The 13,282-nt window shown below is 43.7% G+C and carries 11 protein-coding genes; 2 read left to right on the plus strand and 9 right to left on the minus strand.

Features of this window, described 5'->3' with window-relative positions:
* Positions 1 to 2 precede the first annotated feature (2 nt).
* The 7 genes from C170_RS26095 to C170_RS26125 form a co-directional block, all read right to left on the minus strand.
* Entirely contained in the window at positions 3 to 1,892 is a 1,890-nt protein-coding gene (locus tag C170_RS26095; RefSeq protein ID WP_036615797.1) for a beta-glucoside-specific PTS transporter subunit IIABC, read from the minus strand.
* A gap of 178 nt (positions 1,893 to 2,070) precedes the next feature.
* On the minus strand, positions 2,071 to 2,952 hold the full coding sequence (locus C170_RS26100; protein WP_036615799.1) for a LysR family transcriptional regulator: 882 nt from the start codon (positions 2,950 to 2,952) through the stop codon (positions 2,071 to 2,073).
* 128 nt (positions 2,953 to 3,080) lie between these two features.
* Positions 3,081 to 3,836, minus strand: a complete 756-nt coding sequence (locus C170_RS26105; RefSeq protein WP_036615801.1) for a carboxymuconolactone decarboxylase family protein — start codon at positions 3,834 to 3,836, stop codon at positions 3,081 to 3,083.
* Between the two features lie 194 nt (positions 3,837 to 4,030).
* Positions 4,031 to 5,005 (minus strand): hypothetical protein, encoded by a 975-nt coding sequence (locus C170_RS26110; RefSeq protein WP_036615802.1) that lies wholly within the window; start codon positions 5,003 to 5,005, stop codon positions 4,031 to 4,033.
* Positions 5,005 to 5,496: an RNA polymerase sigma factor gene (locus C170_RS26115; RefSeq protein ID WP_036615805.1), complete on the minus strand. Its 492-nt coding sequence runs from the start codon at positions 5,494 to 5,496 to the stop codon at positions 5,005 to 5,007. The genes C170_RS26110 and C170_RS26115 overlap by 1 nt, the downstream gene beginning before the upstream one ends.
* A 185-nt stretch (positions 5,497 to 5,681) precedes the next feature.
* Complete coding sequence (locus C170_RS26120; protein ID WP_036615807.1) at positions 5,682 to 7,262, minus strand: histidine-type phosphatase; 1,581 nt, start codon at positions 7,260 to 7,262, stop codon at positions 5,682 to 5,684.
* Between the two features lie 239 nt (positions 7,263 to 7,501).
* On the minus strand, positions 7,502 to 7,924 hold the full coding sequence (locus C170_RS26125; RefSeq protein WP_036615809.1) for a DUF3237 domain-containing protein: 423 nt from the start codon (positions 7,922 to 7,924) through the stop codon (positions 7,502 to 7,504).
* Between the two features lie 137 nt (positions 7,925 to 8,061).
* Between C170_RS26125 and C170_RS26130 the strand changes: the two genes are divergently transcribed.
* Together C170_RS26130 and C170_RS26135 are read left to right on the plus strand one after the other, a co-directional pair.
* A complete protein-coding gene (locus C170_RS26130; protein ID WP_036615811.1) occupies positions 8,062 to 9,264 on the plus strand; it encodes an MFS transporter in 1,203 nt (400 codons plus the stop codon).
* Complete coding sequence (locus C170_RS26135) at positions 9,257 to 9,901, plus strand: TetR/AcrR family transcriptional regulator (RefSeq protein ID WP_036615814.1); 645 nt, start codon at positions 9,257 to 9,259, stop codon at positions 9,899 to 9,901. Before C170_RS26130 ends, C170_RS26135 begins: the two co-directional genes overlap by 8 nt.
* 91 nt (positions 9,902 to 9,992) lie before the next feature.
* Here the strand turns inward: C170_RS26135 and C170_RS26140 are convergent, their stop codons facing one another.
* Together C170_RS26140 and C170_RS26145 are read right to left on the minus strand one after the other, a co-directional pair.
* Positions 9,993 to 12,254 carry a glycoside hydrolase family 3 N-terminal domain-containing protein gene (locus C170_RS26140; protein WP_051447404.1) on the minus strand — a complete coding sequence of 754 codons (2,262 nt, stop codon included), beginning with the start codon at positions 12,252 to 12,254 and terminating at the stop codon, positions 9,993 to 9,995.
* 97 nt (positions 12,255 to 12,351) lie between these two features.
* Positions 12,352 to 13,272 (minus strand): carbohydrate ABC transporter permease, encoded by a 921-nt coding sequence (locus tag C170_RS26145; protein WP_036615816.1) that lies wholly within the window; start codon positions 13,270 to 13,272, stop codon positions 12,352 to 12,354.
* Positions 13,273 to 13,282 lie beyond the last annotated feature (10 nt).

Genomic DNA, 13,282 nt, shown 5'->3' on the forward strand with positions numbered 1-13,282 from the left:
TGTTAAGCTTTGACAACCAACAATGTATTGTTAAAATCAATATTTTGGGGACTAGTCTCTGCGATCACATCCGAGTAACTATACGAATTGGTTACAATAACGGGCGTTTGAGTGACATATCCTTCTTGTCTGATTTTGTCCAGATCAAAAGTCAGCAAGGTCTGTCCTTTTGTAATTCTCTGACCTTCTTCAACGAACGCTTCAAAATATTTTCCGTTCAGCTTTACCGTATTTAACCCGACATGAATAAGAATTTCGATTCCTTCATCGGATAATAGTCCAATAGCATGTTTCTTAGGAAATAGAGATACAATCATGCCATCAAATGGAGCAATAACTTTCCCCTCGCTAGGTTCAATAGCAATTCCTTTACCCATTGCCTCTGAGGCAAACGCTGCATCTTGTACATCCTGAAGTTGAATAAGCTGACCTTTAAGTGGAGTTGCAATAACAGAATCTTTAATTGTAATGACTTCATCCGCAACCCCACTCACTTCGTTTGCATTTGAAACAGTGTTCTGTGAAGGTGCATCTTTTTCATATTTCAAACTGAGCAAATAGGTAAGTACAGCAGTTACGACAGTTGTTATAACAAGTGCGATCAAAATGTTATATAGATTCCAGATGTTTTCACCAATGTACAGAGGAATCGCCGGGATTCCTGAAGCGCCTGTTGCGTAACGAGAAACATCCATTAGCCCTGCAAAGAGTCCCCCACTGGCAGCTCCAATCATACCCGCGACAAGTGGGTATCTCTTCGGTAAATTTACGCCGTAAAGAGCTGGTTCCGTGATGCCCATCAACGCTGTGATCCCACTGGAAGCAGAAATTTGTTTTAATGCTTTATCCTTGGTTCTCATCCCTACAACTAATGCCGCAACACCTTGACCTATACAATTGATCATCGCTCCAGGACCGAGGATATTCTCATAACCTGATGTGGTGATTTGAGCAATGGATAGAGGAACAATATTATGGTGCAGTCCAAACATAACCAGTATTGGCCAGAAGGTTGCTACCAAGAAAATAACCAGCCAGCTACCATGTGCGCCCAAGAATTCAAAGCCCATCGCTAAATACGTTCCGAAAAATGACCCGAGTGGTCCCAACACGGTTAAGGCCAGAATTCCCGTTACTAAAATAGTGCACATGGGAACAAAAATAACTTTCACTGCATTCGGAATGATCCTTTTAAACAACGATTCAATATATGATTGTGACCAAACGATTAAGAGAATTGGAACTACAGAAGAACTGTAAGATACAAGAGTTAGCGGGATTCCAAAAACACTTACGTCAGACCCATCCAAACGCAATTGTGTCAAGTTGGGATGGAGTAAAACACCGGCTAAAACGAGTGCTAAGACGGGACTACATTTTAGTTTGTTTGCGGCTGAAAACGCCAACAAGAATGGTAAAAAGTAGAAAATAGCATCTGACATAAGGCTTACGACATAGTAGGTTTGGGAATCTTTTGAAATCCAGTTGAACAAAATAAGTAGAGCGAGTAATGCCTTGATCATACCAGCCCCAGCTATAGCAGGGACAATCGGACTAAATGTCCCCGAGACGAAATCGATTAATTTCCCCAAAATACTAACTTTTCTAGCTTGAGTTGGTTCACCCGATGAACTCGCGTTAGGTTGAAGATGCTTGATCACTTCTTTGTAAACGTCTTCAACATGTGTGCCGATGACGACTTGAAATTGTCCGCCGCTCTCAACCGCATCAATAACACCGTCAAACGATTTAAGCGCTTTTTGATCTGCTTTATTAGTATCATTCAGTGCAAATCTAAGCCTAGTCATACAGTGAGTCAGAGTGGATACATTCTCACTACCGCCCACTTTCTCTACAATATCTTGAGCCAACTTCTCGTATTTCTTGCTCATCCAATAATGCCCCCTCTTGTTGTTGCCATCTAAATGAATGAGACCAAAAGCGCTCTAAATAACTTCTCTTTGCAATAAAAAAAGCTATTTATCTGAAATACATAAAGGCTGCATTCATTACACCTTTAAAATATCATCTGATAAACAGCTATAGCCAATACCTATAATTCATACTTTATTATGCCTGAAAGGCATGCCTGATATGTTCCAAAAAACGTACCTCCGTTTGACTGAATACCTTATGTTTTTTCCAGACAATCACTGTTGGAAACTGAAGTTCCGGTTGAAAAGGTCTGAAGCATAATGTGTCAGACTGCTTCATTGCAAGCGCACCCTCAATACAGATGGCCGTCCCTAACCCCTCCTCTACGAGGTTAAGTATGTTAGATATTAAATTATAGGTCGCAACGAAGTTTAAATGTGCATACTCATCGGCAAACCAGCTTGCAATCTCATTCTGTACGACAGATCGGCTGGATATGAGCAGAGGCACTCCGGCTAAATCGGTTGAAGTGACATATTCTTTCTGGGCAAGAGGTGATGAGGTCTTCATAAGGACTCCCCAGCGTTCCTTCTGGGGCAGTCTGATGAAATCGTATTTCTCAATGTGAATGGGCTCTAACAAAATGCCCACATCGAGCAGTCCTTTATCGATTCGCTCCTTTATGTCATCCCCCGTTCCACTATAGATGTGATATTTAACCTGCGGATACTCCATATTGAAGTCTTTTAATAATTGTAAAATAACATTGGACGTTAATGATTCAACACTCCCGATCGATATGGTTCCTCCAACCAGATTGTTCTGATCTTTAAACTCTTTCTCTGTTTTATCCGCAAGAGTGAGAATTTCTTCTGCTCTTTGACGTAGAAGCATGCCTGCATCTGTGAGTGTTATTTTACTTTTCCCGCGTATAAACAATTGAGTTTCTAAATTTTTTTCCAGATCAGCCAACTGTCTGCTTAACGTTGGCTGTGTCACATGTAAGATCGTTGCAGCATGTGTGATATTTTCTACTCGAGCTACTGTCAAAAAATATCGAAGTACTCTTAACTCCATAATTCCTCCTGATTTACGTTCATTTAAGTATCTACTGAATCATTCATTTCTTTACTATACCTTCCTGTTAACCAGAAGAAGACAGTTGATTGGGATAATCAACTGTCTGTTGTTTCAAATAAAGAAGATTATTTCTCTGGAATGATCTCATTAACGCAGGCTAAAGCATTTAGTGTTCTAGGAAATCCCATGTAGGGAAGGCAGTGAGTTAGAGCGGTGATCATGGTTTCTTTATTATTGCCAACATTGATGTTACCCTGAACGTGTGCTTTGACTTGACTATCCGCACCTCCGAGTGCACTTAGTATACAAAGGGTAAGGAGCTCTCGTGTTTTCAGATCCAGACCTCCGCGGGTATAGAAGTCTCCAAAACAAAATGCTGAAAGATAGTCCTGTATATGCTTCTGATTTGACGGGGCATTTTCCCGGTTTTTCTCAATAATATCGCCAAAAATCTCTTTTTGAATACCAAGTCCTTTGTCAAAGCGATTATCTTCTTCAACCCGTTTTTGACTTTCAAGAGGCAGTGCAACATTTCGCTCTTTGAACACTTCATTCATTTCCGATATGGCATTTAAGGTTTTGGGGAATCCCAAATAAGGTGCGCATTGATAGATTGCTTCTTGGATCTCCGTTGGAGTCAACCCAACATTTAGCGCTGCACGAGTATGTGCTTTGAGCTGTGGCAACGTTTGATTAGTAGCCAGTACGACCACAGTAATAAGCTCACGTTGCTTATCGTCAAGAGTACCTTGATCAAAAATTTCACCAAATATGAAGCGACTTAATATGTCCTGTAACTCAGGATCAGTAGCATATGCCGCTGGAACTCCCTCGCCGAATAGTCTTTTATATGTTTCCTGGCTCTTTTCGATTCGATTCATATTCATCTAACCTCCTGTTTTTTTTTAGTTAAAACTAGGTGTACCCATTTTACATTGAAAGGGGAAAGAATCCATATCCTATTCATATCATTTTATTGCCTAATCCTATCAAATGATTGTTTGTTGATGAAAAAAGCGAACAAAGCACTTGCGTGCCCTGTTCGCTCTTCTTCGTGCAGCCATGTTACTGTGCCTTACTCGCCCAAGCTGTCCCAGAATGATTGGAACGCGCCTTTCTCCACTTCCAGGAATGCCGGAACATTACCATAACGAACCAGAGCTTCTTCACCAAACAGAACCAGTGGGACCTGCGTTTTGTCTTCCAGCGTGAGATAGATGATCTTGCGATCTTCCTTGCCGTAGAGGTTCTCTTCCAACTCCGGGCTCGTTGCGATCGGTTTGGCAGCATTTAGCGATGAGATAAAGCTGTCCAGTGCTTCATCCGCTGCTAACGGTTGAAGCTGCTGCAATCCATTGTTCCAGCTGTTAAACGTCTCCCATTGCGCCGAGGCGATGTTGCCTTCGAGATAAAGCTTGCCGATCAGGTCGGCACCAGTACCAATGGTGATCCCGTTGTTCTTGTCGAATAACTGAGCATACACCTGACCATCGATCTCGGTGTAAGACATGATGCGGAAATCCTTGTCGTAGCCATTGACCGCATAGATGTCTGCTTCGCCAATGTTGGAAGCAAGCTCCGTATATTTATCCTGGCCGCTCAGCTCATCAATGCCGCCAGTGGTGGTACCCAGTTTATCCCCCCGCAGGCTGAGTGCATTTGCACCTTCAAGCAATGTTGGGGACTGTGTATATACGCTTCCTCCATATACAACCAGTTGCATCATATCAGCCATCGCGCCTTTGCCCTGTGAACTCGGCAACTCCATCTTCGGAATCACGATCGGATCAAACGATGCTCCTGGAGTCACCGCTGCCACCTGTGGTGTTGGTGCGGCTGGTCCATTGAATTGTTGCCATACACTTGGCGCAGCCAATCCAATGCTGGCAGCGATAACAACACTTGCTGCAATGTATAGTGGTTTACGTTGACGTTTTGGTCCCTGATGTTGCGTGTTTAAGGATTGCTCTACCCGTTTTTTCATTTGCTCGTTTGTTTTCATATGATCCACCGCTTTCTTGTAGTTTTGTTTGAATTGTTCTTCGTTCATTACAGTTCCTCTCCTTCCAGCTCCAGTTTTAACAGCTGTCTTCCTCGTTTCAATCTCATTTTCACTGCTGATTCGCTAATCTCCAGGATCTCGCTGATTTCTCGGATCGGATAATCTTCGTAATAATACAGATGAACCACCGATCTATACTTGACGGGCAGTGACAGCACAAGTTCGATCAGCGCGTGATCTTCAGGGTTGTCGGTTGTAAGAGGATCGACTCCCTCCAGCTTGACCTCCCGTTTGCGCCAGCCTCTGCCTAATAAGGATTTGCAATGATTGGTGATGACCCGAATCAACCATGCTTTTTGATGCTCCGCATCGTTGAACGTAGGGGCTTTTTCTATTAGTTTGATGAAGGTATCCTGAGTGGCTTCCTCCGCGTCTTCTCGTCTGCCGAGGTGCACCATGGCAATCCGGAACAGCGTATCCGCGTATGTCTCATAGACTTTCATCACATGATCGCCCAGCTGGGGCACTGATCGCTGCATGGTTGGTATGCCCTCCTTTATACCTCTAACACTCTTACGGACGGCATTTGGTCACATTTTGTTTTAGGATTTTTTTATTGGTCCATTTCATTCAAAATGCAAAAAAAGAAAGCAGCCCCATGGAGAGGAGTTGCTTTCTTCATCTTCGTCTTTATTTTCATATAAAATGCATATCGTTTCACCGATTAGAATTTCTTCTGTAAAAGCTCAATGTTGTCTTCCAAACTGCTGTCCAAGCTTACGCCTACCTTCTGCAGTTTGTTTTGGTAATATGCTTTTACATCTTCCCACTTATAGTATGGATAGGTCTTTGTTACGATCGGGAACGCGATCTCTTCTTCATTTCTAAGCATTTTCACGAAAACATCCTTACCATTGGAATAAAGAATCCATTGAATATTTGCTCCCATTGGTGAGATAACCGAGCCATTCCAGTTTTGGGTCACGTCCTGCGGTTTGTCGATACTCACATTAGCTCCGGCGATATCCAGGAATGAAGATAGTGGAATGATGGTTTCTGCGTGAGCAAAACGAAATATACCAGCCGTGTCTTTCTGCTGAATGGACTGGTCGGTAGACACGATCAACTCTTTGACCAGAGGTGCAATGATATTTTGCGGCAGATCCGTTGAGGTTAAAGATGGACCTTTTTCATAGAAATCATTGATATTGTCAATGCTCTCGTACCATTTTAACTGATTAGCCGTGAAATACCGCCCGAATTCGAAGTCACCTTCTCCTTTAATATTCGAAGAAATGATGTAGAGTTCATATAGATTAGAAGCAGCCTCGGTTGGGTTGCTGAGCTTCACTTTTCCCTTCTCATCTTTCAGTTCAAACTCTCCAGCGTTCAGCCGTTGATAGAAGCCTTCAGAGAAAAATTGCAGAAGGACCTCTTTTGCATAACGCGTTCCAGTGTTCTGTGTGACATAATCCTCGTATAACTTAACCCAGTCTCCATCTTCTACGTACTCGTTATACTTCGTAGCCAAGTCGTAGGGCCGTAGATAGGGGTCTTTCCCTTCTTCAAAAGCTGAAGCCAGAATGTCTACCTTGTTATCTCCCAAGCTTTCCTTTAACCCGTCAATAAACTGATCTCTGCTCTGCGGCGTTCGATCTTTGAAGGTTGCTTGTGCAATCACTTTTTTATCCGATGTAAAGAGTTCTTTGAAATTCTGCCCAACTCTGGCCCCTATTCCTTTCAGTTCTTCTCCACCCGTAGTGGATAACAATCCATAATGATCTTTTTCAACCTTCATCAGATTGCCAATTTCCTTCTTCAGCTCTTTGCCCAGATTAGTGATCTGCCCGTCCTTTTCAGCGATGTCGAGCAGTTCAAATAACGTCTTGTCGTACTTGGAACTGGATAGATGTCTGGAACCATGTCTCCCTATGTAGTTAATAAATATGGGTTCATATCCAATAGGAGCTTTTGTGTAACTTGTTTCCTTAAAAGGATATGGCGTTTTGGTACCGCGGTATCCCTGCTGATCATCCATTTTTTGTCCAACAAACACCGATTGGGTGTTGTTATCCCAGTCTACCTCTTGCCCCAAGGCTTCACCAATCGCTCTTGCAGGTACATAAGTGACCCCATTGTAGAGAAATGATTCGCCTTCCACCCTTTGTCCGTTCACAACCACATTAGCCGATTGTTCAGAAACTTCGATCATGCGCTTTGAACCTGCACCATATGCGTCAAATACACTTACAGACGTTAAGATGGCGAGTGATGCTACTGAAATCCCGATTTTTTTGATCATCATAATGATTAGTTTTCTCCTTATTCCGCCTGATATGGGTTTATTTTCGCTCATCATACTATAGGTGTGAAGTGTCTGCGCCGTATCCATCCTATGTTAATTAATTGTAAAAGAGTACATATAAATATTGACGTAAAGTCTCATACAACAAAAAGAGCCGCTCCTTAGCGACTCTGACTTTTCATTATAGAAAGCTATCTTCTCTGCCATACAATGAAAAGATAATTGCTATTTGCCCCGCATTACAGCGGTTTTCTATATATTTTTATATCAATCCCTGACTCCGTCGGATGACCTTCTCCAACAAGTGTCTCACGGTTCAAGAAGGATAAGGCTTTGCTGTCTGTAATCATTTTGGGGGAAGTACGAAATAAAGCAGTTTTCAGCGTTTTATCAATATTTCCGTTATTTTCGATATAAATTTTGCAGGAATGACCTGCGTTGTCGGTTCCTTGGAGCATGTATCTTGCCGATAGCGTATGCGGACCACCATTCTTCCCGATGATCTGCGTATCCACTCCTCCACCCAGCACAATTCCCTCAAAGTACTTTCCGGTTACGCTGCCTGTAAAAGTAATCATGACAACCGAATCATCTTCGCTATTCTGTAAATCAAATGATTTCTCAATGTTCACATGTACCGTAAACAATTCCTCTAATTTCACGTGTTCCCACCTCCATATGAATTCAATTATAACTCTACTCACTAAAAAAAAGATTTACATATTTCCTTCAAATCATTTAAAATGGTTTACACAATGTAAAGGTTAACAAGTTGTAAATGAAGGGGTTAATGACGTACATGAGTACATTACCAAAATCAGTTCGCTTTCCACTGTTCATTCTGATGTTAAATCTGTTTATCGCTTTATTGGGGCAAGGGATGATCATCCCCATATTGCCGGAGTATTTGAAGCTTTTTCATGCGGGAGGCACAGTAGCAGGATTTTTAGTTGCAGCCTTTGGTGCTGCTCAATTCTTCTTTTCACCTCTCGGGGGACAACTGTCTGATCGATTTGGACGCAAAAAGTTGATCATCGCAGGTATGTTTCTGTCTGTCATTTCAGATATCATCTTTGCGCTGTCGACGTCATTACCGTTCCTCTATGTCGCACGGTTTATCGGTGGAATCAGTCTTGGTTTAATGGTTCCTGCCAACCTCGCATACGTCGCCGATATTACAACGCCAGAGACACGTGCAAAAGGCATGGGCTATTTCGGCGCAGCTATGAACTTGGGGATGGTTCTGGGACCTGGTCTGGGCGGTCTCATCGCCGAGATGGGCATTCGCATGCCCTATTTCTTCGCAGCGGGGCTGGGACTGATTGCGGCCCTAATGACGTTGCTATTGCCTGAGACACTTCCCCCGGAGAAAAGAACGGTCTCCATCCGTCTTCAAAAAGGAGATCACTTGGGCAAAAAAATCTGGAGTTCTTTTAAAGTCCCCTATTTCAAATACTTGATTGTGTTGCTTGTCATGACCTTTGGTCTCATGAGTTATGAGACAGTATTCGCTCTTTTTGCAGAGCAAAAATACGGATTCGACGCTGCAACAATCTCCATCATTATTACTTTGGGCGCGATTATCGGTATCGTTGTGCAGATCTGGCTTTTGGATTGGTTCGTACAGAGAATCGGTGAAGTTAAGTTGATCCGTCTATCTTTAATAGTCACACCCATAGCTCTATTGTTAATGTTAATTAAGGTCAACCTTGTGTTTCTGTTGTTCGCTTCTGCGTTATTCTTTGCATTCAATTCGTTTTTGCGACCTTCGGTCAGCACGTTAATATCCAAAAATGCAGGAGATCGGCAAGGTTATGCATCCGGTCTGAATACTACTTTTTCCAGTCTCGGCACGGTGATTGGGCCGCTGATCGCAGGACTATTGTTTGACAAAAACATAAACTTCCCGTATATTTTTGGTGCAATTATGCTACTCGCTTCACTCGGACTGACCTTGAACGCATTTCGTTCGAAGAAAGGACAATTGTATACAAGTGAATGAAAACTGGCATCAACAATTGGGAAATAAACATCGTGATGATTTGATTGCAGCAGGTAAGGAGCTTTTTTTGAAATATGGATTGCTCCAGGTGAAGATTAAGGATGTATGTACGAAAGCTGAACTTAGTAGAGTGACCTTTTATAAACATTTTCAGTCTATGGATGAGCTTCTTCTAGCCATTCAGATGCAACTGATCGAACATTTAACGGATGAGGTTAGCCGTGCTTCAACGAAGGACTTGAACGGGCGAGAACAACTCACGGTTATGTTGAATGCATGGGTTGTTTATGCCGAGAATCATCCAGACTACATCCGGTTTATTCAATTATTTGATATCAACTATGAGATGTATGATTTTAGCCCTGAATTAAGAGAAGAGTATGATAAGTTCAACCAGAACGGGAAAGAAAATCATTTCCTGATGGACGCTTTATCCCAAGGTGTTGTTGACGGCAGTATTAAGAACCCGTCCCCTCCGCTGGATCTGGCTCAGTTTATCTTCACAACGATGATGGGCATGCTCCAGCGCATGGTAACTATTCGTGGTGCTCATGATAATTCATTGGATATGCGGATGACGGAGCAATTTGTGAAGATGCTGCTTCATTTTGTTTGTAGCGAAGAAATACCCGAGTGATGGCATGGTATATGGATCGATAAAACAAAAGTTTGAAATAAAAAACGGATTCCGTATATTGGAATCCGTTTTTTTCTTCATTAATTAAGCGTTAATCCGTTAGTACGGGCAACTGTCCTCCAGCTTTTAGTTGACCAAGCAATACTTTGATCCCGGCAGACGTATTTGGCTCCTGCTTTCCATACACAGCAATTCCTGAGCGCACGTTTTGCAAATAGATCGTTTCGTAAGGGTTACCGAGAGACAACAGCGTGTATCGCTGATTACTCTTGTTCATCGCATTAATCAAGGTTTGATAATCACCCCAACCGAACTGGCTGGCCACATTGCGGAATTGGTAAGAAGCAAGAATGACGTAATCGGCCTTGCCAATCGCCTGAAGTGTTTCATTCATGTTGCCTTGTCCAACAAGTGATATTTCAGTTTTTAACGACAGATTATTAGCGGCTTGCAACAGTTGCTTCTCAAGCTGTTTCGCCTGTTCCTGCTCAGCTGCGACAATAACAACCCGGTCGCCTTGCTTGATTAGATCAGGAAGCACGCCTTCGTGACTACTGAGTACAGTGACCGCCCGCTCTGCGATTGTCTGCTCCACTGCTCGGTGCGCCTTCGATCCGATGATACCGTTAAGCTGAGTTAGCTTTTGCGCGAGGGTTTGACTGCGTTCAAATAAACCATATTTCGCTTTCATCTCCAAGATTCGTTTCACAGATGCATGTATGGTTTCATCCTTGATCGTTCCATTGTTCACCGCGTTTACCAGCGTTTGATGGGCCGCTACTGATTTTTTTGGCATAAGGATGATATCAACACCTGCGGAAACGGCGCGTTCTACCGATTGATTCTCCCCAAAATGTTCTGCAATTGCATTCATGGTAAAGGCATCAGACACAATGAGACCTTCGTATCCAAGCTCTCCGCGAAGAAGTCCTGTCAGTACCTTTTTCGATAAGGTGGCAGGAATCGGCACACGTTCACCGTCCTTGAGCGAAGTGACATGTTCGTTGTCTATGGAAGGGAAAGCAATATGCGCGGTCATAATCATCTCTGCCCCATTTTCAATCGCAGCCCGAAACGGTTTTAATTCTACCGCATCAAGCCGTTCTCGGTTATGGGCAAGCACAGGCATACCAAGATGGGAATCTACCGTTGTATCTCCATGTCCCGGAAAATGCTTAACTGCCGCCATCACCCCTGATTGCTGTAGCCCTTTTATTGTTGCCAGACCAAGCCGTGTCACCAAATCCGCATCCGAGCCAAACGACCGTATACCAATGATGGGGTTATCTGGATTGCTGTTGATGTCCAGCACTGGCCCAAAATTAATCTGCAGTCCCAGTGCCTTCAGCTCCTCCCCTGTCAGCTGACCAGCTGCTTCGGCTAGTGTTGCATCTCCAGTTGCGCCAAGCGCCATCTGACCGGGAAGGTTCGTACCTCCTGGTATTCGTTTAATAACGCCTCCTTCTTGGTCGATGCTAAGAAATAGAGGAATGTCACCTGCTTCTCTTTGTATATCATGTGTGAACGTTGTAAGCTGCGTCACGTCTACAATATTTTTGTCAAAAAGAATAAGTCCGCCCAAGTCCTGATCATGGATCGTGCGTTTCAGCCCCTCATTAACGGTCGTTGTCGCTTTACCATTCCATTGCCTAATGTCGGGCATAAGCATCTGACCAACTTGCTCGCTTACCGTCATATAGGATATCAGTTTGTCCCAATCTTGTGTCCGAATGGCCGCTTCACGTTCGAAGCGAATTACTCTCGCCATAAATACGGCATATTCAGCGCGCGTGACAGCTTGATTCGGACGGAAGGTGGCATCTGAATAACCGCCGACCAAGCCGTTTGAACTCATAATAAGAATGGGTGCTGCTGCCCAATGCCTGTCCGTATCTGTCCATGCTGCGGGCTTCTTACCTTCAGCGAGTGAATATGCCCGTGTAAGGAAGGCCGCAGTCTCTGCGCGGCTAAGTGGTGCGTCCGGACGGAAAGTTCCGTTAGGAAAACCACTTGCAAGACCATTTTTAGCAGCTATCATGATTTCTCGATGGAAGGGGTGTGTAGTTGGAACATCCGAATAGGTTGTACCTTCCACTGCTCTTTGAAGCTGATCTGGATAAAGCTCGCGCACCATAAAAGTGACGGCTTGTGCCCTTGTCACAAGTGCCTCTGGCTTGAAGATCCCATTGCCGTATCCGGCTACTGTTCCCCGTTTCGCCATATACGTGATGCCATCCTCTGCCCACTTGGAATACTTTAGATCAACAAACGTTTCTTCCGCAGCTGCCGTTCCCACCCCTATAAGCATAGAGCCGACAACGGCACCAATAATCGTCATCCATTTTACATGCATTTGTTTCACTCCTGTTGTTATCCTATGGATGAATAGACGCTAATGCGGTATAGTTTGTTGCGTTTTCACAGATTCAATGAAGTTATACAGGTCATGACTATCCCTTCACGCCACCAATCGTCATACCCTGGACAAAGTATTTCTGTAAGAACGGATACACCATCAGAATAGGAACACTTGCAATAATGGTCATGGTCGCTCGAATCGAGGTTGGTGTGACCGCCGTTGCATTGCTCTCGGCAGACTGATAAGCATCACTTGCTGATGAAGTCGCTGAGGTTGTCGAAGTTTGAAGAATCTTCATCAACTCATATTGCAATGTGCTTAATTCTTTATTGGAAGAGTTGTACAGGAATACATCGAACCAGGAATTCCATTGTCCCACAGCTACAAAGAGTGATACGGTTGCCATTGCGGGAATCGTTAGCGGCAGGACAACGCGGATAAATGTCGTGAACTCCCCTGCCCCGTCAATACGGGCTGACTCCAGAATGCCTTCAGGAAGACCTTCAATAAATGAACGGATGACAATCATATTGAAGACACCAATTACACCCGGAATGATATATACCCAGAAGGAACCGATCAATCCAAGGTCTCGAATCAGCAGATAACCGGGGATCAACCCCCCGCTGAAGTACATGGTGAATACAAAAAACATCGTAACAAACTTGCGAAGCACAAATTCCTGACGACTAACCGTATACGCGAGCATGGCTGTACAGAAGACGGACACCACGGTTCCAATGATCGTACGCAGCGCTGAGATCAGAGTTGCGTGATAGATATCGGATTCGCCAAAAATGTATTTGTAGTTGTCCAGTGTCCATACACGAGGCCATAGATATATTCCACCCCGAATGGCATCGTTTGCATTATTGAAGGATACGGCAATCATATTAACAAAGGGATAAATCGTCACAATCATCAGACATACCATGAAGATGATGTTAAAGGTGTCAAACGCTCGATCCCCGGTGCTGCTATTCCGCAAGCGGGATGTGTTTCCTTTTCGCATGGCATAGGCC

Origin of the sequence: Paenibacillus sp. FSL H7-689 (assembly GCF_000517905.1) — a bacterium.
Lineage (GTDB): Bacteria > Bacillota > Bacilli > Paenibacillales > Paenibacillaceae > Paenibacillus > Paenibacillus amylolyticus.

Bases quoted from the DNA above. Each gene is read 5' to 3' on its own strand.
- C170_RS26130 (WP_036615811.1), top strand. From the start codon at position 8,062: ATGAGTACATTACCAAAATCAGTTCGCTTTCCACTGTTCATTCTGATG.
- C170_RS26115 (WP_036615805.1), bottom strand. From the start codon at position 5,496: ATGCAGCGATCAGTGCCCCAGCTGGGCGATCATGTGATGAAAGTCTAT.
- C170_RS26120 (WP_036615807.1), bottom strand. From the start codon at position 7,262: ATGATGATCAAAAAAATCGGGATTTCAGTAGCATCACTCGCCATCTTA.
- C170_RS26105 (WP_036615801.1), bottom strand. From the start codon at position 3,836: ATGAATCGAATCGAAAAGAGCCAGGAAACATATAAAAGACTATTCGGC.
- C170_RS26145 (WP_036615816.1), bottom strand. From the start codon at position 13,272: ATGCGAAAAGGAAACACATCCCGCTTGCGGAATAGCAGCACCGGGGAT.
- C170_RS26100 (WP_036615799.1), bottom strand. From the start codon at position 2,952: ATGGAGTTAAGAGTACTTCGATATTTTTTGACAGTAGCTCGAGTAGAA.
- C170_RS26110 (WP_036615802.1), bottom strand. From the start codon at position 5,005: ATGAACGAAGAACAATTCAAACAAAACTACAAGAAAGCGGTGGATCAT.
- C170_RS26140 (WP_051447404.1), bottom strand. From the start codon at position 12,254: ATGCATGTAAAATGGATGACGATTATTGGTGCCGTTGTCGGCTCTATG.
- C170_RS26095 (WP_036615797.1), bottom strand. From the start codon at position 1,892: ATGAGCAAGAAATACGAGAAGTTGGCTCAAGATATTGTAGAGAAAGTG.